The sequence below is a fragment of the Marinococcus halophilus genome (genome assembly GCF_002265875.1).
In the GTDB taxonomy this organism is placed as follows: domain Bacteria; phylum Bacillota; class Bacilli; order Bacillales; family Marinococcaceae; genus Marinococcus; species Marinococcus halophilus.
In genome coordinates this window covers 1-20,632 of sequence record NZ_NPFA01000007.1, presented here as the reverse complement: position 1 = coordinate 20,632, position 20,632 = coordinate 1, and the positions used below count along the sequence as shown (strand labels likewise).

The 20,632-nt window shown below is 48.1% G+C and carries 18 protein-coding genes and 1 pseudogene; 7 read left to right on the top strand and 12 right to left on the bottom strand.

Features of this window, described 5'->3' with window-relative positions:
- Positions 1-5: 5 nt before the first annotated feature.
- The 4 genes from CHL76_RS08410 to CHL76_RS08395 form a co-directional block, all read right to left on the bottom strand.
- Entirely contained in the window at positions 6-380 is a 375-nt protein-coding gene (locus CHL76_RS08410; RefSeq protein WP_094908315.1) for an MFS transporter, read from the bottom strand.
- Positions 381-626: 246 nt separating this feature from the next.
- Positions 627-1,271, bottom strand: coding sequence for a peroxiredoxin-like family protein (locus CHL76_RS08405; RefSeq protein ID WP_094908314.1), 645 nt, complete (start codon positions 1,269-1,271; stop codon positions 627-629).
- Positions 1,272-1,339: 68 nt separating this feature from the next.
- Positions 1,340-2,107, bottom strand: coding sequence for an SDR family NAD(P)-dependent oxidoreductase (locus CHL76_RS08400; protein WP_079476281.1), 768 nt, complete (start codon positions 2,105-2,107; stop codon positions 1,340-1,342).
- Positions 2,108-2,476: 369 nt separating this feature from the next.
- A complete protein-coding gene (locus CHL76_RS08395; protein WP_158219117.1) occupies positions 2,477-3,280 on the bottom strand; it encodes an alpha/beta fold hydrolase in 804 nt (267 codons plus the stop codon).
- Between the two features lie 339 nt (positions 3,281-3,619).
- Between CHL76_RS08395 and CHL76_RS08390 the strand changes: the two genes are divergently transcribed.
- Both CHL76_RS08390 and CHL76_RS08385 read left to right on the top strand, forming a co-directional pair.
- Entirely contained in the window at positions 3,620-3,817 is a 198-nt protein-coding gene (locus tag CHL76_RS08390; protein ID WP_233133290.1) for a hypothetical protein, read from the top strand.
- A 13-nt stretch (positions 3,818-3,830) separates the two neighbouring features.
- Positions 3,831-4,136 carry a spore coat protein gene (locus CHL76_RS08385; protein ID WP_094908312.1) on the top strand — a complete coding sequence of 102 codons (306 nt, stop codon included), beginning with the start codon at positions 3,831-3,833 and terminating at the stop codon, positions 4,134-4,136.
- Between the two features lie 76 nt (positions 4,137-4,212).
- On the opposite strand, the gene pruA is transcribed toward CHL76_RS08385, so the two are convergent.
- The 5 genes from pruA to CHL76_RS08360 all read right to left on the bottom strand — a co-directional run bounded on the left by pruA (position 4,213) and on the right by CHL76_RS08360 (position 10,977).
- Positions 4,213-5,760 (bottom strand): L-glutamate gamma-semialdehyde dehydrogenase, encoded by a 1,548-nt coding sequence (gene pruA, locus CHL76_RS08380; protein ID WP_094908311.1) that lies wholly within the window; start codon positions 5,758-5,760, stop codon positions 4,213-4,215.
- Between the two features lie 14 nt (positions 5,761-5,774).
- Positions 5,775-6,983 carry an ornithine--oxo-acid transaminase gene (locus CHL76_RS08375; protein WP_079476276.1) on the bottom strand — a complete coding sequence of 403 codons (1,209 nt, stop codon included), beginning with the start codon at positions 6,981-6,983 and terminating at the stop codon, positions 5,775-5,777.
- 140 nt (positions 6,984-7,123) lie between these two features.
- Positions 7,124-8,515: a YjiH family protein gene (locus tag CHL76_RS08370; RefSeq protein ID WP_094908310.1), complete on the bottom strand. Its 1,392-nt coding sequence runs from the start codon at positions 8,513-8,515 to the stop codon at positions 7,124-7,126.
- A 45-nt stretch (positions 8,516-8,560) separates the two neighbouring features.
- On the bottom strand, positions 8,561-9,454 hold the full coding sequence (gene rocF, locus CHL76_RS08365) for an arginase (RefSeq protein ID WP_094908309.1): 894 nt from the start codon (positions 9,452-9,454) through the stop codon (positions 8,561-8,563).
- A gap of 110 nt (positions 9,455-9,564) precedes the next feature.
- Positions 9,565-10,977 carry a sigma-54 interaction domain-containing protein gene (locus CHL76_RS08360; RefSeq protein WP_094908308.1) on the bottom strand — a complete coding sequence of 471 codons (1,413 nt, stop codon included), beginning with the start codon at positions 10,975-10,977 and terminating at the stop codon, positions 9,565-9,567.
- Positions 10,978-11,152: 175 nt separating this feature from the next.
- Here CHL76_RS08360 and CHL76_RS08355 point away from each other — a divergent pair, with 175 nt between their 5' ends.
- Entirely contained in the window at positions 11,153-12,421 is a 1,269-nt protein-coding gene (locus tag CHL76_RS08355; RefSeq protein ID WP_094908307.1) for a Glu/Leu/Phe/Val family dehydrogenase, read from the top strand.
- A 274-nt stretch (positions 12,422-12,695) separates the two neighbouring features.
- Here the strand turns inward: CHL76_RS08355 and CHL76_RS08350 are convergent, their stop codons facing one another.
- A complete protein-coding gene (locus CHL76_RS08350) occupies positions 12,696-13,022 on the bottom strand; it encodes a hypothetical protein (RefSeq protein ID WP_094908306.1) in 327 nt (108 codons plus the stop codon).
- A gap of 342 nt (positions 13,023-13,364) precedes the next feature.
- Here CHL76_RS08350 and CHL76_RS08345 point away from each other — a divergent pair, with 342 nt between their 5' ends.
- The 3 genes from CHL76_RS08345 to CHL76_RS08335 all read left to right on the top strand — a co-directional run bounded on the left by CHL76_RS08345 (position 13,365) and on the right by CHL76_RS08335 (position 17,452).
- Positions 13,365-13,775: a hypothetical protein gene (locus tag CHL76_RS08345; RefSeq protein ID WP_094908305.1), complete on the top strand. Its 411-nt coding sequence runs from the start codon at positions 13,365-13,367 to the stop codon at positions 13,773-13,775.
- 641 nt (positions 13,776-14,416) lie between these two features.
- Entirely contained in the window at positions 14,417-15,910 is a 1,494-nt protein-coding gene (locus tag CHL76_RS08340) for a peptide MFS transporter (protein ID WP_094908304.1), read from the top strand.
- Positions 15,911-16,096: 186 nt separating this feature from the next.
- Entirely contained in the window at positions 16,097-17,452 is a 1,356-nt protein-coding gene (locus CHL76_RS08335; RefSeq protein ID WP_094908303.1) for a GntP family permease, read from the top strand.
- A 143-nt stretch (positions 17,453-17,595) separates the two neighbouring features.
- Here CHL76_RS08335 and CHL76_RS08330 read toward each other — a convergent pair whose 3' ends face one another.
- Positions 17,596-18,036: a universal stress protein gene (locus tag CHL76_RS08330; RefSeq protein WP_158219116.1), complete on the bottom strand. Its 441-nt coding sequence runs from the start codon at positions 18,034-18,036 to the stop codon at positions 17,596-17,598.
- 217 nt (positions 18,037-18,253) lie between these two features.
- Positions 18,254-19,072, bottom strand: coding sequence for a hypothetical protein (locus CHL76_RS08325; RefSeq protein WP_094908302.1), 819 nt, complete (start codon positions 19,070-19,072; stop codon positions 18,254-18,256).
- 134 nt (positions 19,073-19,206) lie between these two features.
- On the opposite strand from CHL76_RS08325, the pseudogene CHL76_RS08320 reads away from it, so the two are divergent.
- Positions 19,207-20,386: pseudogene (locus tag CHL76_RS08320) on the top strand (IS701 family transposase).
- Positions 20,387-20,632: the final 246 nt, after the last annotated feature.

Here is a 20,632-nt window from a genome sequence, read left to right as displayed (position 1 = left end):
CCCGCTCATTCCAATGCTTTCGGAATAAGCGGGGCACTTTTTTGTTTCATTTGCCTTTTTTCCAAGCTCACTCCCTTATTATCGTCAAACCATAAAGATACTAACTTTACCGCTATAGGATACACTCCCGCTAAAGAAACACCTGTGAAAAAACGAAGAGCTAAGCCTATTTCAAATAAAGGGGAAAAAATAAATAGGGCATTCAAAAAAGCTCCCAAAATACTCGAAACAATAAATATTGTACATGGCTTGTACTTGTCTGCAAAACCAATAAAAGCAGAAGTAAGAGCTCCAGCAATAAACCCCAGCTGCAAAAATGTGGTGATAAAGGGCCCCTGAATCATATTAATATTCCATTTTTGCTCTAATGAATAATTCATATTTATAAATCATCATTTGCTTTCGGAAGCAGAATAACTTTACCCTTTCCTACGTTGTTTGAAGTAATCCTAGGCTTCTCTAGCTTTTTCCAAATGTTTATCTCCACCTTTCATGTTCCTGCATTCATAACTATTACAGAATCGGTAAATCGAATACAAATATTCTGCTGAAAACTGAACCGACAACATAAAAAAGTTTGCGGGGAGACCCGCAAACTTTCATCTAACACTAAAACACGCCTGCCTTTAATAGTTAGACGCTATTTCAACTACCTTCGAAGGCTCGGTCCGCTTCGTATAATCAGAATCCACCTCGGCAAACACAATCTTACCGGAGGGATCAATGACAAACGTAGCAGGTTTGGGAAGCTCCCAGTCTTCGTTCCCGTTATGCCCTGCTACATCCAGGCCGGACTGCTGATAGACCTCGATCAAATAATCCGGCATCGGGAAAACCAGGTCGAATCGTTTCGCTGCATGATTGCCCTCATCACTCAGCACGGTAAATTCAAGCTCGTTTTTTTCCTTTGTCGATAATGAAGCATCCGGTGTTTCCGGGGAAACCGCTATTAAGGTGGCTCCTGCCTCCTGGACAGCCTTCAGCTCCCGCTGGTAAGCGTTCAGCTCCAGATTGCAATACGGGCACCAGCCTCCACGATAGAAAGTGAGAATAACCAGGCCTTCCGACAGTTTATCCGACAGGGAAACGGTCGTTCCTGTAGCGTCCGGAAGCTCAAGTTCGGGCACTTCATCCCCTACCTGTAATCCCTGGGCCACGCCGGAAGCTTCAAGCTCCTTAGTAGCCTGGGCCATCAGGCGCTGCTTTTCTTCCGGGGCGTTCTGCTTAAATTGTTCTTTGTATTTGCTGATATCCTCTTGTAATGATGCCATCACTATCTCTCCTCTTCCAATCATGTCTTAATCTATTCCGAAGGTTTTTTCCTCCACTGGGCTTACTTTTATAAACCGTAGACGGTCAGGGCGCCATCGACAAAGACGTTCTGGCCGCTGACATAACTCGATCCTGCGGAAGCAAAGAAGAGATACGATGTTTTTAATTCTTCCAGCTGGCCGAGCCGTTTCATTGGGGTCCGATTCTCGACCGCGGAGCGGAAGCTATCGTCCGCCAGTTCGCTTTCATTCATGTCCGTCTGGAAGAACCACGGGCTGATCGCGTTCACGGTGATATTATACGGCGCCAGCTCTAGCGAGAGCTGCTTGGTCTGATGGATCGCAGCAGCTTTACTGGTGCCATACACCGAACTAAAGGACAGGCTGATGTCGCCGGCCACCGATGCCGTGTTAATCACGCGGCCATAATCCTGTTCTTTCATGTAAGGCACGACGGCCTGGGTCGTAAAGAAGATGGACTTCGCGTTCGTATCCATCACCTGGTCCCACTCCTCTTCGCTCAGGCTGTCGATCGTGCCCGGAGCGAGGGTGCCAGCGTTATTAACCAGAATATCAATGGATCCAAGATCGTCATACACGGCGCGCACAAAGCGCTGCAGATCTTCCGTTTTTGTTACGTCTCCCTGGTAGCCTTTAACCGTGCCGCCGGTTTTTTGCTGGATGTCCGCAGCCGCATCCTCGACTTTTTGCAGCGTGCGGCCTACCAGCGCTACGGTCGCTCCGCTTTCCGATAGTGCTTCGGCCGCTGTTTTGCCAATACCGCTGCCTCCGCCGGTGATCAATGCGACTTTTCCGGTGTTATTAAATAGTTCCATGTGTAGACACTCCTTCATGTTTGGTTCCGGGAAGACTCCCTCTGATTCAATTCACTTGAATGGGCATCATTGTACCGACCCTTATCAGACTTAGCAAATGTTAAGTCTTGTCTTTCAAAATGCTTCCACGGTTTCTCTAACTCCATCGAGGAATGAATGTCATAATAAAAAAAGCATTTGTCATGCATGCAGAAAAGAAAGAGCCTTGACATACCAGCCTTGAAGGAGGCTTTACTAGATGAGCAATAAGGATTCGAAAAAAGCCAATAAAGAATTGTCTTTTTTCATTCTAAAACAGCTGTTGCTTTTATTAAGCAAAAAAAGCCGGCTTTACTGCCGGCAGCCATGAAGCAATGTATCCATATCCCGTTACGTTGATTCTGCCGGCTGGCTGCTGGAAGCGCTTTGGCTTTCCGCAACAAACTTCCGGATAATAGCGTTCATTTCCTCGGCAGCCCTCGTTGGCAGCTGGTGGGCTTTGCCTTGAATGTGCACATTGTGCATCCCTGGCAGGTATGTACGAAAGTCATGCTGGTTTTTTTTCACAAACACATCGTTGGTGCCAAAAATCGTCATCACCGGGCATGTGATCGCTGGAAGCAGGCTCCTATTATCCTGAGACCTTCCGTTTTGGTACATACGCTCCAACACATCCGGGCTGCTGTTTTCAATATTCCAGTCAATACGTTTCTGTTGCTCCTGGTCGCTTGTGTGAGAAAAAGCAAGCGCTTTGCCAATGGTGCCGATAAGGTTTTCGTACGTACTCCATATGCCAAGGCGGAATTTCCCTGCCAGCATCCAGGTCCGCACCCTTGGAAAACTGCTGATCATTATTAGCGCTGCCGTCTTTTCCGGGTAGCGGTAAGCAAACAACTGGCTCGGCAATCCGCCATACGAATAGCCGCACAGGGTGACTTGGCCCGCCTGAAGATGGCTGGCCAGCGCGTATATATCCTCTGTCCACTGCTCGATGATGTTTTCGCTTATGTTTCCCCGCTCGCTTCTGCCGTTGCCTCGCGGATCAAACGTTACCACCTGGAAATCATCTGCAAGGGGGTGCTGCTGTTCAAAAGCCGCGCAGCCGAGCCCGGGCGGGGATACAAATATCAGCACCGGCCCTTCTCCCCGGCTTTCATAGTAAATTGATGTATCATCTGAAGTAAAATATGGCATAGTTCTCTCCTCCAACTGTTCAGCCTGCATAATATGAGTTTATCTTTATCTTTTACCAATTCCGGCCCCGGATAAACCCGTAATACCTTTACCATCACATTGAAAAAGCGATGAGTTTTTTTATTACTATTACTTAAACAAATCTTACGTTTCGATTTATAAGAAGAAAGGTATAGATGTAACATGCAATAGCAAAAACCGGTATGGTAGCAACAGACAGTAATAGCTGTCCTGTAAGCCAGAGAAGAATCCTACTCTTCTCCTGGCTTTTTTTATTGCTTTAAAAGCGGGGATACTCTGCTTGGTGTTTATCATTTTTAACAGAAAGGAGGAAACATGATGGCTGATAATTATGCTTCCCATGAAATCATTGAAATCCATGAGCTTCTGCAGGTAAAAGCCGCAGCAACAGCTAAAGCTTCTATGATGCAGGGGCTTGCTACTGACAAACAATTAAAGCAGCTGCTTGAAGAAAGCGCCGTAACTTCCCAGCAAGCCGTTCAAGAATTACGGGAGCTTCTTGAACAATCAAAATAAAAGGAGGAATAGCATGAGCAGTATTTTAGACAAAATCGCCAACAAAGACTTGATTAACGATGAAGTGATCGCCACCGATCTGTTAGTCACCTCTAAATCAGCGGTACGCACCTATGCGGTTGCCATCACCGAAACTGCCAGCCCGGAAGTACTTGAAGTACTAAAAAAACAACTAAATGAAGCGATCGACCTTCATCATAAAGTTGCTTCCTTTATGATTGAAAATGAAATGTACCATGCTTATGATATGAAAGAACAAGTCGATCATGATTTGAAAAAAGCAGACCTGGCGTTAAAGATGCCTACAAAAAGTGATTAATGAAAAAGTACGCGCAGCTGGCTAATCCGCCTCTGCGCGTACTTTTTTCAGTATATGGAAATAGCCTCCTTACATATTAAAGCGCATGGCTGATGGTCTTCGGATGCATATGCTGAATCAGGTAATCCGGACCGCCGGCCTTGGCATCGGTGCCGGACATTTTAAAGCCGCCAAAGGGATGATAGCCGACGATGGCGCCGGTGCAGTTGCGGTTGAAATACAGGTTGCCGACGTGAAAATGCAGCTTCGCGTACTCCAGATGGTCGATGGTATTGGAGATGACGGCCCCGGTTAAGCCGTACTCCGTATTGTTGGCAATGTCGATGGCTTCTTCGTAGGAAGAGGCTTTCGTAAACGCCACGACCGGGCCGAAGATCTCCTCCTGCATCAGACGTGCGTTCGGGTCCACGTCGGCAAAGATGGTCGGATCAATGAAGTATCCGTTGGAGTCGTCGCTCGTTCCGCCGGCCACCAGCCGGCCCTCCTGTTTACCGATCTCGATATAGCCGGTGATTTTGTCAAAGGCCTTCTGGTTGATGACCGGGCCCATGTAGGTGTCATAGGACGCCGGGTCCCCGACCGCCAATGCTTTCGCCTTTTGTTCCACTTTGCTTAGAACCTCGTCGTACACATCCTCGTGAGCGACGACCCGGGACCCGGCCGAGCATTTCTGGCCGGAAAAGCCGTAAGCAGAGTTAATAATCGCCTCCGCGGCCGTATCAAGATCTGCGTCGCTGTCGACGACCACCGTATCCTTGCCGCCCATTTCCACGATCGTCCGCTTCAGGTGCTGCTGGCCCTCCTGAATGGCGGCGGCTTTTTGATACAGGCGTGTGCCGGTGGCCCGGGAGCCGGTGAAGCTGATCAGCGCGGTTTGGGGATGATCCACGAGGTGATCGCCGATGGCTTCGGGGTCCCCGGGGACGAAGTTAATGACGCCGTCCGGCACGCCGGATTCGATCAAAATATCGACAAACTTCGCCGCGATCACCGGGGTCGGCTCGGCCGGCTTTAACAGCACGGTATTGCCCGTCACCAGCGGGGCGACCGTGGTGCCCACCATGATCGCGCAGGCGAAATTCCACGGGGGAATGGTCACAGCCACCCCGAGCGGCTGGTAGATGTACTGGTTGTATTCTCCCTCGCGGCTGTTGATAGGCTTGCCGTTTTTCAGCTCGAGCATCTGGCGGGCATAATATTCCACGAAATCAATGGCTTCGGCCACATCCGCATCGGCTTCCTTCCAGGGCTTGCCGCCCTCTTTGACGAGCGTGGCCGAGAGTTCATGCTTCCGGCGGCGCATGGTGGCAGCAGCCCGGAACATCACTTCCGCCCGGGCATCGGCACTGGTCGTCCGCCAGGATCGAAACGCTTTGCTGGCCGCATCGAAGGCCTGATTAATCAGGGCGGGATTGGCTTTGGAGACCCGGCCGACCACTTTCTTTTTATTGGCCGGGTTGGTGGACACCAGCTTTTCGCCCGTGATGATCCGCTCACCGCCAATAATCAGCGGGTAGTCCTGGCCAAGATTTTTTTCGACGTCCTTGATCGCGTCCGCAAATGCCTGGCGGTTCTGTTCATCGGTGAAATCGGTGAAGGGTTCATGATGGTAGGTGGTATACATGGGAATTCCTCCTCTTATTGTTCTTTCGTAAAAATTTTATTGATTTGCTCAATCGCCCAATCCAATTCTTCCTGCTGGATCGTAAGCGGCGGAGAAAAGCGGATGACATTTTCATGTGTCTCCTTGCATAACAGCCCAAGTTCTTTTAGTTGTTCACAATAAGAGCGGGCTGGAACGGTGAGCTCCATGCCAATAAATAAACCGCGCCCCCGTACTTCTTTGATATGAGAATGATGGATAGCAGCTAATTTATCTTTAAAATAACCCCCGAGCTCCAGGGAACGTTCCACCAGCTGCTCCTCCTGAATGACTTCGAGCGAGGCTACCGAAACCGCACAGGCCATAGGGTTGCCGCCAAAGGTGGAACCATGGGACCCCGGGGTAAACACGCCGAGAATATCTTCATGGGCCGCTACGCAGGAAACGGGAAAAACACCGCCGCCAAGGGCTTTGCCGATAATGTACATGTCGGGTACAACATCTTCCCAGTCGCAGGCAAATACTTTGCCTGCCCGTCCCAGTCCGGACTGGATTTCATCGGCTACAAACAAAACATTTTCCTTCTCGCAAATCGCCTGTGCTTCTTTTAAAAAGCCTTCCGGCGGAATAATTACTCCAGCTTCTCCTTGAATGGGTTCAAAAATAAAACCGGCCGTATTCGATGTGATGGCCTGCTGAAGAGCCTCCGCATCTCCGTAAGGAATCACTTTTATTCCCGGCAAAAGAGGGGCAAATCCTCGTTGATATTCTGACTCAGAAGAAAGGGAAACCGCACTCATGGTCCGGCCATGGAAGTTCCCTTCACATGCGATAATTTCTGCCTGTCCTTCCGGAATCCCTTTCCTTTCATAGCCCCAGCGGCGGATCGCTTTGACGGCCGTTTCCACTGCTTCTGTGCCTGTATTCATCGGGAGCACCATTTCTTTTCCTGTCCATGTTGAAACCATTTCATAGAAAGACGCCAACTGGTCATTATGGAAGGCCCTGGACGTTAACGTAACCCGGTCGGCCTGGTCTTTCAGAGCCTGAATAATTTTAGGATGGCGGTGGCCCTGATTGACTGCAGAGTAGGCACTTAACATATCCATATATTCATTTCCCTCGGGATCCTTTACCCATACGCCCGAGGCTTCAGCAATAACCACCGGCAATGGTTTATAGTTTTTGGCTCCGTGAGCGCTTGTTCGTTCAATGATATTCTCAGATGAAATTTTTGTTTTCATCTTGAACAACCTCCTTCTTCTTTCTTTACTATTTATATGCAATATCCATGCCAAAAAACTCATTATAATTACCGGTTATAATTTATCGGATTTTGTCATAAGACAAATAATTTTTCAGCGCTTTGCAAAAATATTTGTCTTTAAAATAAGAGATGTGCCATTCCTACAGCTACTGGCAGCACAATCACCGTGCGCTGCAAAAAGATGATGATGAGATCACTCATTTTCACTGGAATTTTAGAGCCCAAAAGCAGCCCGCCGACTTCAGACATGTAAATAAGCTGGCTGACAGAAACCACCGCGATCACGAAACGGGTTAATTCGCTCTCAATGCCGCTTCCAATAACTGCCGGCAGGAACATGTCGGCAAACCCTATCACCATTGTCGGCGCTGCCTGTACAGCTTCAGGCACCTGCATTAGTGATAATAAAGGGATAAAAGGCGCTCCCAGGTAATTAAAGAAAGGCGTATACTCGGCAATTATTAGTGTAATGACACCAAAGGCCATAACGACCGGAAGAACGCCGAGCCACATATCTAAAACGTTTTTTGCCCCGCCCCGAAAGACAGATGAAAACACTTTTGTCTTGGCAGCCTTTCCCGCAGCCTTCATAACGCCCCATTGAAATATATTAAGATGTGCCGGCTTTTCCTCGTCTGCTTTCTGATAGCTTCCGTTCGATAACTTATGTGATTTTCTCGAAAGCGGCGGCACCCGGGGAATAATCAAAGCGCAGGCCCCTCCAGCGAGTACGATGGAAAAATAGTAAGGCCCAAACATGTGCAAAAGATCCAGATAAGTGATGATTACAATGCTGAACGTAATGGATACTAACGAAAACGTCGTGCCGATTACCGCAGCTTCTCGCTCGGAATAATATCCCTCTTCGTATTGTTTATTGGTTAATAATACGCCTACCGTGCCGTCCCCCAGCCACGAAGCCAGGCAGTCAATCGACGAACGTCCCGGAAGCGTAAACAGCGGGCGCATCACTTTCGTAAAAAAAGCACTGCACAATTCCAGTAACCCAAAATTAAGCAGCAAGGGTAAAAACAGGCCTGCAAACAAGAAAACTGTAAACAAAATAGGAAGCAGATCGTACATCAACAGGCCCCCGGTGTTTTCGGACCAAATAAATTCCGGCCCGATTTCCCACACCGTCATAACGGCAGCAATCACGGCTATTCCCCGTATGACGGTCCAGGGCGTGTTGACATGAAATAGCCTGTAAAAAAAACTGTCTTCAGCGACGAAAGAAGCCCGGGTCCACTTCATGAGAACTGTACAAACGAATGTTAACGCAATGGCTGCAGTGATAATAAAAGGCAAAGCGCTACTCAGGGCGCCCTGCAGGGCACCTGCCAGCAGTGCTACCGGAATAGTGACGCTCCCATCATAAGAAAGGGGGGTCATAAACAAGAACACGCCTAATATGGAAGGAAACACAAATTTGCTTATATTTTTTTTCGATAAGGAGGCCGTCTCTTCGATTTCTCCCCTTGGATTTAAACGGGACAGATCATCTTTCATGCGTATCGCCCTCTTCCCTTGTAAGATGATGAAATCATAAGCTTTCTACAGCAGTTTCTCCCCGAACAGGGAGCCCATCAATTCGACTGCGATTTGCGCTGTCCTGTTCTTTTCATCAAGAATAGGATTTACTTCCACAAAATCTGCGGAGGTGATAATATCCGCCTCTGCAAGCATTTCCATTGCCAAATGACTTTCCCGGTAGCTCATTCCGCCTACAACAGGTGTTCCGACTCCTGGCGCTTCTTCCGGGTCCAGGCCATCCAGATCGAGACTGAGGTGAATGCCATCCGTCTTAGAGCTTAAGTAAGCGATTGCATCTTTGATTACATGGGACATGCCCGAGTGGTCAATCTCATGCATCGTATAAACCCGTATACCCAGCTCATGAATGAGCTTTTTCTCCCCTTCATCCAACGAGCGCGCGCCAATGATAACGATATTTTCCGGCTGTACTTTCCGGTCTGCATGCTGAATATTCGTTAACTGCTGATTCCCAAGCCCTAATGCTACAGCTAAAGGCATGCCGTGGATATTGCCGGAAGGAGAGGTATCATCCGTATTCAGATCTCCGTGAGCGTCATACCATATCAGCCCCAGATTTTCATAATGCGCGGACACGCCCGCAATAGAGCCAATAGAAATGCTGTGGTCTCCCCCGATCGTCAGCGGGAAATAACCTTTTTCAATATTCGTCGAAATACGTTCTGCAAGCTCCTGGTTTACCCTGGTGATTTCCTGTAAATTCTTCGAGCGGTCCTCCTCCGCTTTCTGCCTCGTATCTACGTAAATGTCACCAAAATCCTCCACCTCACAGCCTAACCTGTTCAATCGGTCAAACATCCCCGCATAACGTATGGCGCTCGGGCCCATGTTCACTCCTCTGCGCCCCTGGCCTAAATCCATCGGTACTCCATGAATAGCTATTTTAGTTTTCATTTTGCGTCCTCCCATTTATGTATTCGCTTACACGACCAATTAATGCAATTTTTGTGCCAATAAAGGCAAAATAATATAAATTCTCCAAAGAAATTCTTTGGAGAACTAGTCTACAGCCGTAACTTCTGGATATTCAGCTTGTTTAACCGGTAATGCAGGCTCTGACGGCTCAAGCCCAGCTGGGCCGCTGAATCCTTCACATGATAATTGTTTTCTTCCAGCACTTTTAAAATGAATTGTTTTTCCTGATAGTATAGAAAGTCATGTAACCCCATTTGTCCAGTGGAAGCTGCTGGTTTTTCTTCGGCGGGCTCCTCCTGGTGAAAATCTGGCGCAGCTGACTTTGAACCATCTGAAGCTGCTTTTATCCTTTTATGTATATGCATGGGAAGATGCGAAGCCCGTATAGCTGTTTCATGATCAGTTATATTCATAGCCCCTTCAATTAGATGCTCCAGTTCCCTTACATTTCCCGGCCATTCATAATTCATAAAAAATTGCATGACATTTTCGTCAACTTTTTCAATGTTCATACGGAACAAAGCATTATATTTCTGGATAAAATAATCACTTAACATCTTAATGTCGTCTTTACGGTCTTTTAAAGGAGGGATAAATAAAGAAACAACTCCAAGGCGGTAATAAAGATCCTTCCGAAGGTGCTGGTTTGTAATAGCCTCAATAGGATCTTCGTTACTGGTGGCGATAATACGGACGTCAACACTAATGTCCCTGGTGTCCCCAATCCGCCGGACGCTGCGCTCCTGGAGCACTCTCAGCAGCTTGGACTGCAGATGCATACTTAACGAGTTGATTTCATCCAGTAGAAGTGTGCCTCCTTCGGCTTGCTCAAACAATCCGGGCCGGTCAGCTGAACCTGTAAAAGCTCCTTTTTTTGTGCCAAACAGGATGCTTTCAATGAGACTATCAGGCAAAGCAGCACAGTTCTGGCTGATAAAAGGCTTGGAAGACCGATCGCTGCCATTATGAATACTCTGGGCAAAAATTTCTTTGCCGGTCCCGGTTTCTCCGATAATCAGCACTGAAGAACTGGTTCTTGTCGCACGCTTGGCATACTCAATAATCTCCTTAATTTCAGTGCTTTGGCCGATCACGTCCTCAAAGGAATAACTTCTCTGGGCCCGGTCCATATTTTCCTGAATAAGCTTTTCGAGCATAGTCACATCTTTGGCCAATTCCACTGCCCCAATGATCGTATCCCTTTTCCACACCGGGAATGTATGATTGACCGAGGTAATCTCATTTCCTTTATTATTTAAATATGTTTGTTTAATATTTTTAAACTCTGCGCCTTCCTGCAGGGCACGCTCCAATGTACTTGGTTCTCCGGATTTAAATTTAAACACCTGGTCTATTGAACGGTTTATTACTTCTTCTTTATCCATGCTCTCAATGGATGCCATTTTCGTGTTGTAAATAACTGTATTGCCATTCATGTCCACAGCATGCACTCCTATATCCACTTCCTCCATTAACTTTTCGTACATTTCATGTTCCATCATGCAACCACCTCATTAATTTTTCTTTAGAAAAAATTTTTTTCGTCCGGGAATATTAATTTAAAAACAACGACAAATAATTTTTCTTCTCTATACTATAATCCTCTTTTCCAGCTTCTTCAAGTTGGCATGATTCTTGAATATAGTTAGGTTAATACCAAGAAAGGCGGCCGATAAAATGGTTACCACGCACTCAGGCACTATTCCTTCTTCCACTACTCTTTATACGCATACCCAGGAATTAATCAAAGAGGCCTTAAATACCCTGGGCTATTCGGAGCATATGTACGACCTGCTTAAAGAACCGCTTCGTACGATGATTGTCCGCATCCCTGTCCGCATGGATGACGGAAAAACCAAAATGTTCACCGGCTACCGGGCCCAGCACAATGATGCGGTCGGGCCTACCAAAGGAGGAATCCGGTTCCACCCGGACGTTACTATCGAAGAAGTGAACACCCTTTCGTTATGGATGACTTTAAAATGCGGACTTGTGAACCTCCCGTATGGAGGCGGAAAAGGCGGCATCGTCTGTGACCCGCGCCAGATGTCTTTAGGCGAGCTGGAACGGCTCAGCAGAGGATATGTGCAGGCTATCAGCCAAATTGTAGGTCCCACGAAGGATATCCCCGCTCCGGATGTTTATACCAATGCCCAGGTGATGGCCTGGATGATGGATGAGTACAGCCGCATCCGGGAATTTGACTCCCCGGGGTTCATAACCGGAAAGCCTCTGGAGCTGGGCGGCTCGCTGGGAAGAGAATCAGCGACAGCCCAGGGAGTCGTGGTAGCTGTGGAAGAGGCGTTACAGTTAAAAAATATGAGCTGGGACCAGAGCAAGGTTATTATTCAGGGGTTTGGGAACGCAGGCAGCTACCTGGCCAAGCTTCTTTACGATAAAGGGGCGTCCATCGTAGGGATCAGTGATGTTTTGGGCGGGATTTATGACGAGCAGGGGCTTCCGGTGTATGAGATTGCAGAGCAAAGAGACAGCTTCGGAATGGTGACCAATCGATTCGAAAACACTATTTCCAATGAAGAATTACTGGAGCAGAAGTGCGATATCCTAATTCCTGCTGCCGTCTCCAACCAGATTACTTATGCCAACGCCCATCGCATACAGGCCAAAATTGTCGCAGAAGCAGCCAACGGCCCGACGACCTTTGAAGCAACCAAAATCCTGCACAGCAGAGATATTTTACTTGTCCCGGATGTGCTCGCAAGTGCCGGCGGTGTGACCGTCTCTTACTTTGAGTGGGTGCAGAACAATCAAGGATATTACTGGGCACTCGATGAAATTGAAACCCGCCTGAATCATAAATTAAGAAACGCTTTCCGTTCCGTTTATCACATGGCTCAGGAAAAGGAAATTGATATGCGTACTGCTGCCTACATTGTAGGTATACGAAGAATAGCCGCAGCCTCTGAATTCCGCGGGTGGGTATAATATTTTCTCTCGTTATAATAAGCAGCCCTTGAAGGAATCGACATTCCAGGGCTGTTTATTTTGAACAGAGAAATTAAAGAAAGATAATAAACAAATGAATTGCGGTTATCGGTAGTCTCTTATTTAAAAAACAAGCACCCCGAACCCTGTAGGCGAGATGTCTGGAAAATACGGAAGTTTTATCGCTTCATTTTTTTGAAATAAGATACCAGCTAAACATCACAGTTAATAACTCTAAAACAGCCGGTGCTATGACCCGCTCATAACTTTTTCATCAGCATGGCCCGTACCCGCAGTGCGTCATGCCGGATAAAAGCATGAGCATTCCTATAATAATTCCACTAAATAAATAAACAGTTAACAACAAAAAGATCAACCATGGAAAAAATACTTCCTGCTTGAGATGTTGATAGGCGCGGACGCTGAACACGATGGAGCACCCCGCACATCCCAGAAGCACCCCCATCGGAAGAAAAAATCGCCCCCAATAACCGATAGCGCTAAGAAAAGGAGCCAGGCCATAAAGATACAGAAAAAAGAAAATGATGGGGATAAAGCTCACAGCTAAAGCTATTAGTCCCCAGCGTTTGGCTAAACTCATTGTAACCCTCCCTTGGTTTACTGCCTATCAGACAATCAAAATCAGCACGAGTATAACATACATATTTTTCCATTTTCAGAACGAAATCTATTTGTCTCATCTTAAGTAAGCAAGATAAAATAAGTATGTGCCGTTTATTACTTTCGCATGTGGAGAGGGTTTTCCATGAGTTTCATTTGGAAACTGGCTTTATGTTTCATTTTTAATAGACCCATTATTCTTAAACTCGTTATGGTTTATTGATATTATCGCCAATGAAATTATAGCTGCTGTCGCTGCTTTCACCGTGCAGAAAATACTAACCAGGAAAGAAAACTCATAGCTACACAATAAGGAGCAAAAATGAAAAAGACGATATTATTAACAGTCACCTTTATGCTGGGCTTGATCCTAATAGGCTGCGGTCCCGAAAAAATGGCTACCTCCGCTCAACCCATTCAGGGCGTTGCCGTATCTGATTCCGAGGGTTTTGGGGGCGGTAGTCAGGAATTTATTTGGACCTCAGAAAAACAGGAAGAGATAGAGGCATTTGAACAGTTAATCAGCAGCGCGAGCAGAGAAAGCATTCAAGCAAAACCACCTATTTATGATATGACTATCGACTACGGGGAAGGCGAAACAGGTGGAGAACGCATAATTCATTTAACGGAAACCGCGGACGGGCATTTTGCTTTAATGTATGCCGGGCATGAAAATGAAACCTATTTGGCCAATAAAAGCAGTACGGACAAGGTTAAAAAACTTTTGCCCTAACGTATTGATATCCATACCAACCCTGGATCGTTTTTTATTTTTCAAATCTGTCTTTCTATGCTGTTTTTCCTTCAAAGGTATTCGCGTGGTCTCACGAAATACAATTGTAATCATTATTCAATTACATTTTCCTTTCACTCCAACAAGTGGATTCCTATGCTCACTAAAACAACGGTGCCATTCCCCTTAAAAAGGGTAAAAATAGATATGAACAGCAATGCAATGGCGGCAGCCGAAATATAATTATTTTTTCAATACTTATGCAAAAAGATTTTTTATTTACATTAAATGAACAAAAAATAATGAATATACAAGGATGCATGCTTATGCTGTTGATAGAAAATAATTCCCTGCACAAAAAGCCACAATGTTTCTTCAAGACATCGTGGCTTTTTCGGGCGAATAGATTTATTTGCTGAAAGGATTCGTTTTTATACAACGGAGCTCTATTCCACCGACTCTATTACTCTGAATCAAAAAACAGTCTTTTCGTTTCTTTCTTTTTTTACTACGATAGAGTGTATGATTTCACCTGCCCTTCTGTTGGAGTGAGCGTTGTTATCAAAAGTTTGGTGTGGAAGCATATTACATAAGTCAGCAGCACTATGTTTCCCGGACATCATTAAGGAGGCTTTTACATCATGAATGGGAAAAGCAAGCAGGAAATTCTGGAAAGTGTGCCCCAAAAAGGTTTTTTTGGCCATCCTAAAGGGCTGTTTACGTTATTTTTCACGGAGTTCTGGGAACGGTTCTCCTACTACGGGATGCGGGCCATCCTGTTATTTTACATGTATAACGAAGTCTCCAACGGGGGCCTCGGCCTGGATGAAGGGACCGCGGCTTCGATTATGGCGATCTACGGCTCCCTGGTTTACATGTCGGGGATTATTGGAGGCTGGATCGCCGATAGGCTGCTTGGCAGCACGGGCACTGTATTTTACGGCGGCATACTCATTATGCTCGGCCACGTAGCCCTTTCCTTCCCCGGGGGCGTCCAGGCTTTATTTGTCAGCATGTTTCTGATCGTGATCGGCACCGGGCTGTTGAAGCCGAACGTGTCGAGTGTCGTCGGCGATCTGTACAGCCCGACAGATAACCGGAGAGATTCAGGATTCAGCATTTTCTACATGGGTATCAACCTCGGCGCATTTATTGCTCCGTTAATTGTCGGCACCGTCGGCCAGAGCTACAATTTTCATCTCGGCTTCGGCATCGCTGCTGTCGGCATGCTCGCTGGCCTGTTGGTTTTTGTGGCGACCAAAAGGAAATACCTCGGGCTCGCCGGAACCAATGTGCCGAATCCGTTATCGAAAACGGAAAGAAAAATTGTCGCCGGCCGCGTGGGCATTGGCGCCATTATCGTTGGGCTGCTCGGTGCCGCTTCCAGCTACTTAGGAATTTTAACCATCGCAAATTTTGTTTTCCTTATCAGCATCCTCGGGGTCGTCATCCCCACCATTTACTTTATCGTCATGTATAAAAGCCCGAAAACGACGGAAACGGAGCAGTCCCGTCTGCTCGCCTACATTCCCTTGTTTGTGGCTGCCATGATGTTTTGGGCCATCCAGGAGCAGGGATCGGTGATTCTTGCACGGTATGCCGATCAGCGTACGGAGCTCAGCTCCTTCGGCATTGAGCTGCAGTCTTCCTGGTTTCAGTCGCTCAACCCGCTGTTTATCATCTTCCTGGCACCGCTGTTTGCCTGGATTTGGCTTAAATGGGGCGACCGCCAGCCTTCCACGCCCAAGAAGTTTGCCTTCGGCTTATTTTTTGCTGGACTATCGTTTTTAGTTATGATTGTGCCGGCAGTGATCAATGGCACCGCCTCACTCGTCAGCCCGTGGTGGCTCGTGCTCAGCTTTTTCCTGGTTGTTCTCGGGGAGCTTTGTTTATCCCCGGTCGGCCTCTCATCCACCACAAAGCTGGCACCGGTCGCCTTCTCCGCCCAGACGATGAGCTTATGGTTTTTAACGAATGCCTCTGCGCAGGCGATTAATGCGCAAATTGTGAAGTTTTATTCCCCCGACTCGGAGATCGTTTATTTTGGGATAATCGGAGGCGCTTCTATTCTATTGGGTGTCCTTCTCTTAGCCCTATCCCCGCTGATTCAACGGTTGATGCGGGGCGTTAATTAAAGATAATAAATAAGACGCGCTAAACCTTTGAGGGTTTAGCGCGTCTGTTTTTTATAGGTACAGAGTCATAATTACACTGATTTCCTTTTTTACCCTTCTTTGCCTGTAGTCTTTCCCATATAATGAAGGCACACTGGTATAGGTGTTTTCGGCTTTAATAATATAACTATACAGAGGAGTGTTTGAATGGAAGGTTTCGGTCTGATTGTAGTAATTACGCTGGGAGTGCTGTTTGTTATTTTTGCCACGGCAAAATTGAAGCTGCATCCGTTCTTGTCCTTGTTGATCGCTGCATTTGGTCTCGGTATTGCTGCAGGGCTGCCGCTGCCGGATGTGGTGGAGGCTGTAAACAGCGGCTTCGGAAACCTGATGGGCGGCATCGGGCTGGTTATTGTATTCGGTACAATTATTGGGGTGATTCTGGAGAAATCCGGGGCGGCGCTGCGCATGGCGGAAGTCGTTCTGCGCCTCGTGGGGGAACGCCGTCCCCAGCTTGCCATGAGCGTGATCGGAAGCATCGTCAGTATTCCGGTCTTCTGTGACTCTGGCTACGTTATTTTGTCGTCTTTGAAAAAAGCATTGGCACGAAGAGCGAAGGTCACCGTCGCCTCTATGGCCATCGCCCTGTCCACAGGACTGTTTGCCACTCATACCCTCGTGCCTCCCACGCCCGGACCAATTGCAGCTGCCGGAAATATTGGCGCGGAGGATTATCTGGGCACAATCATTTTAATCGGTATTGTGGTAGCCATCCCGACTATCATTGCCGGCTACCTGTGGGCGATGAAAGCAGGAACTAACATACATATCGAAGGTGAGGATGACCACTCCTTCGACTATAATGCCATCGTAAACGAATTTGGGGCGATGCCGTCGGCCCTCAAATCCTTTGCCCCTATTGTGGTGCCGATTCTTCTGATTGGATTCAGCTCGGTGATTACGTTTGCCGGCTGGCAGGGCCCGGTATTTGACCTGTTTCTTTTCCTTGGCGCGCCGGCAGTAGCGCTTCTGATCGGCCTTTTGGCCGCCTTTTTATTAATGCCCAAATACGATGAGGAAACCTTGACCGAATGGGTGGGCACCGGTATTAAAGAAGCCGCGCCAATCCTGCTGATTACCGGCGCAGGCGGCGCTTTCGGCTCGGTCATTACGGCAACGCCCGTGGCCCAGTTCATCGAAGGCGTCGCCGCCAATGAAGCCTTCGCCGGTGCCATCTTTGTCTTCATTCCGTTTTTGATTGCGGCCGCCCTGAAAACAGCCCAGGGCTCGTCCACTGCGGCGCTCGTCATCACATCGTCATTGGTGGCACCGCTTTTGGGCGAATTGGGCATCGAGGGAGCCCTGCCGCTGGCGCTCGTCGTCATGGCTGTCGGCGCGGGGGCAATGGTCGTCTCCCACGTGAACGACAGCTACTTCTGGGTCGTCAAAGAGTTCAGCGGCATGTCGGTCACCCAGGCGTATAAGGCACAGACCACAGGGACGCTGATTCAGGGCGCGACAGCCATTTTTGTCACGTTTGCTTTATGGTTGATTTTTGTTTAACGGCTTGGATATCAAGAATAATATAGAAAAAGACAGAGACCTGCTGGTTTTCAGCAAAACCACCCCTAAAGTACTTACTGCGTGCATGGAAACAGTAAAGGACTTATGAGCTTCCCTTTAGTCGTATACCTAAGCAGTTGCTCTCAGCTGTTTTGCACCACATGCACATCGCAGTTTGCTTTTCGGCGGATGGCCTTAGACGTGTGACCAAATATCAGGCGTTCAAACCGGTTACCGCCACTTTCGCCTATAATAATAGCATCTGCCTGGTAGCGTTTGGCTAAATCGACCGCTAATCGTTTCTTCGGGGCCCCTGAATCCATCACCGTTTCAACGTTCTCAATTCCATACGCCCATGCGGCCTGCTGACACGCTTCGAGATACAGGGCGGCTTTCGTCCGCAACCGTTCAATGCCTTTGGGGTCCATACGCTGGAGCGTCGCATATCTCTTTTGGTCGAATACAAAAGCGATGATTAATGTGGCACCGTGTTCGGCCGCCATTGTCTTTGCCTCGTCGAACACAGTGTAGGTTGGTATCTCGACAGCATCAATTCCTACTAAAATCCGTTGATAATGGGCCATAATTTTCCTCCTCATCCTTCAAGTGATCATGGTTTTCATTATTTTCTGTATACTTATGAAGGGGGCGCGACCTTTTTGTGGGAGCGTTGGTTCAGGTTCCTGTAAAGATAGTATTTTTCCATTCCCACTTTTCTTTTTATATAACCTTTTTTACCAAAGACCGTCCCTTGACCCGGTTTCCTCCAACTATTATACTTCCTGTCTTCGAGGCAATCATCTATTCTTCCATGGACGTCGCCATCTGCATTGCTTCCAACGGATCACGCCCGGTTCTTAATTCATACACCATGCTGCCGTCCTGCCAGCGAATATCGACGTTAACTTCTTCGCTTCCCCGTTCATAATGGATATCCACTACGCCTAATTCACCTGGAGCCGGGAGGGTGTGGCTCTCAAGATATTCTACGATTTCCCGGGCGACAGCCGGGTGATCAATTTCGTCTTCAGTCGCAGAGGAGAGGCTTAAAAGCCAATTCCCTTCCTCCCAGCTGAAGTACTGGCTTCCTGTTGCCCCTTCCCCGTATCCGGTAATTCCATAGCCAAGATCTTCTCCTCCCTGCTCGAACGGTCCCACCTTTTTCCCGTTTTGAAAAGACTCCAGCTCCGCTACCGCTTCCTGCTTACTGGCAAACCGGGACCCTGTAACATGCGCCAATGCCTCTCCCTCGCTGGTCTGGTATTGCACGCTGTAGGTTTGGTCATTGTTGGAAGCTACAGAAACCAGCACATTTTCAATTGCTTGGCCGGGGAAACTGGACGGCAGAAAGATCTGGTCTTCTTCCATTACCAATTCCTGCCGGACACCTTCAGGGGACTGTTCTGATGAGGTTTCGGACGATTCCGGTTCGTCTTGGGATTTCGTCTCTCCTTCATGATCAGCCGAATTATCGACATTATCTTCTTCCTGGCTGTCACTATTCATAGACGCTTCCTGGGTCCCGGCACTTTCAGACGAAGATTCCCCGTCGCTGCATCCGATTAGCCCTGTGCTGAGTACCAGTCCTACGAATGAGAGAATGATTTTCGGTTTTTTCATGGTACTTCCTTCTTTCCTCTTAAGTTGCAGGTTTACTAGAAATTATTTCCATTAACGACAAAAAGAAGACAGAATCCCCGTTGATACGGTACGATGACATCGACCAAAACACCATCGAGAAAGGATTCTGCCTCATGTCTACCGTATCATATTCCTCCTGCATCGCCAATGCCTTTGATCAATGGAACCTCCGGTTCTTTATGTCCATCCCAGCCGCCCGGCATATGAAAAAGCTGTTGGAAGGCTTCACCCAGGAGCACCACAATGGGAGTGTGAAAGCTCTCCAGGATGCCGCGAATCATGCTGTGCACCATTCATCGGTGACCCGATTTTTTCGCACGTCCCGGGTAGATGACCATGCCCTGGAGCGTAAGCTCCAGCGGTCCGTGCTGCAGCATGTCCGGCGGCAGGCGTCCTCCGCCAACCCGGTGCTGATCGCCATCGATGATACCGTGGTTCCCAAATCGAAGCCTTCGTCACAGGCGCACCACCCGATCGACGACGGCGGATATCATTTTGATCATCAGACCGGGACGACCGTTTATGGGCATCAATGGTTGACGGTCATGGTGGGGACGAAAAAGCGTCTGTATCCTTATCATATCGAACGATATGATAAGGAAGGGCCCAGCAAAATCGATCTGGCCCTTCAGCAGCTTCGGACTATCGATGTGGGTAATCGGCCCGTCTATGTCCTGGCCGACAGCTGGTATGCATCGGAAAAACTGATCCGTGCCGTTCGGGACCGGGGCTGGCATTTCATCGGTGCCCTCAAAAGCAATCGCGTGCTCGACACGGCCCCCATGCCGTTACCGGCCAGAGACTGGGCCCACCGGGCCCGGGAGGTGGAAAAGCCGGACCTTGTGACCGTCCGGACCACCACCTATGAAACGGTTCGGTTTCAGGGGCGGTTGAAAGGAGGCTTGTCCGGCGTGGTCGTTGGTTCCCGGGCTTCTGCTTCCCACGAAGCGTACCGGTTTTTCTTTTCCACCGATCCCTTGATGACCGCGGAGGACGTCTTATCCTGGTACCAGCACCGATGGGCGATTGAAACCTTTTTCCAGGAAGCCAAAGGCAAGCTGTCGATGGGCCGGTACCGGCTGCGAAGCGCTTCCGCCATCCGACGCTACCTGCTTCTCCTCCAAACCGCCTGGCTCCTGCTTGCTTGGGCATTTACCGGCACCATTAGCGAAGCCTTTCATGCCAGTCATCAGGATCACCGGCGACGAGAGATCGCGGATATTTATCAGCGCGCCCGGGCGGGCGCGACCCGCGACCCTGGAAAGCGTGTATGACGCCTACCGCGTGGCCTGACCCGCAAAACCATCAGATGGATGATATTTGATATAATTTCCAATATTTAAATCCATGACCAACATTTGTTTTCAAACCTGCAACTTAAGAGTTCTTTCCTTTTATGTTGCGGGTTTATTAACAATTATTTCCATTATCAATAAAAAAGAGACAGAATCCCCGTTGATACGGTACGATGACATCGACCAAAACACCATCGAGAAAGGATTCTGCCTCATGTCTACCGTATCATATTCCTCCTGCATC

Bases quoted from the DNA above. Each gene is read 5' to 3' on its own strand.
- CHL76_RS08410 (WP_094908315.1), bottom strand. From the start codon at position 380: ATGAATTATTCATTAGAGCAAAAATGGAATATTAATATGATTCAGGGG.
- CHL76_RS08405 (WP_094908314.1), bottom strand. From the start codon at position 1,271: ATGGCATCATTACAAGAGGATATCAGCAAATACAAAGAACAATTTAAG.
- CHL76_RS08400 (WP_079476281.1), bottom strand. From the start codon at position 2,107: ATGGAACTATTTAATAACACCGGAAAAGTCGCATTGATCACCGGCGGA.
- CHL76_RS08395 (WP_158219117.1), bottom strand. From the start codon at position 3,280: ATGCCATATTTTACTTCAGATGATACATCAATTTACTATGAAAGCCGG.
- CHL76_RS08390 (WP_233133290.1), top strand. From the start codon at position 3,620: ATGGCTGATAATTATGCTTCCCATGAAATCATTGAAATCCATGAGCTT.
- CHL76_RS08385 (WP_094908312.1), top strand. From the start codon at position 3,831: ATGAGCAGTATTTTAGACAAAATCGCCAACAAAGACTTGATTAACGAT.
- pruA (WP_094908311.1), bottom strand. From the start codon at position 5,760: ATGTATACCACCTACCATCATGAACCCTTCACCGATTTCACCGATGAA.
- CHL76_RS08375 (WP_079476276.1), bottom strand. From the start codon at position 6,983: ATGAAAACAAAAATTTCATCTGAGAATATCATTGAACGAACAAGCGCT.
- CHL76_RS08370 (WP_094908310.1), bottom strand. From the start codon at position 8,515: ATGAAAGATGATCTGTCCCGTTTAAATCCAAGGGGAGAAATCGAAGAG.
- rocF (WP_094908309.1), bottom strand. From the start codon at position 9,454: ATGAAAACTAAAATAGCTATTCATGGAGTACCGATGGATTTAGGCCAG.
- CHL76_RS08360 (WP_094908308.1), bottom strand. From the start codon at position 10,977: ATGATGGAACATGAAATGTACGAAAAGTTAATGGAGGAAGTGGATATA.
- CHL76_RS08355 (WP_094908307.1), top strand. From the start codon at position 11,153: ATGGTTACCACGCACTCAGGCACTATTCCTTCTTCCACTACTCTTTAT.
- CHL76_RS08350 (WP_094908306.1), bottom strand. From the start codon at position 13,022: ATGAGTTTAGCCAAACGCTGGGGACTAATAGCTTTAGCTGTGAGCTTT.
- CHL76_RS08345 (WP_094908305.1), top strand. From the start codon at position 13,365: ATGAAAAAGACGATATTATTAACAGTCACCTTTATGCTGGGCTTGATC.
- CHL76_RS08340 (WP_094908304.1), top strand. From the start codon at position 14,417: ATGAATGGGAAAAGCAAGCAGGAAATTCTGGAAAGTGTGCCCCAAAAA.
- CHL76_RS08335 (WP_094908303.1), top strand. From the start codon at position 16,097: ATGGAAGGTTTCGGTCTGATTGTAGTAATTACGCTGGGAGTGCTGTTT.
- CHL76_RS08330 (WP_158219116.1), bottom strand. From the start codon at position 18,036: ATGGCCCATTATCAACGGATTTTAGTAGGAATTGATGCTGTCGAGATA.
- CHL76_RS08325 (WP_094908302.1), bottom strand. From the start codon at position 19,072: ATGAAAAAACCGAAAATCATTCTCTCATTCGTAGGACTGGTACTCAGC.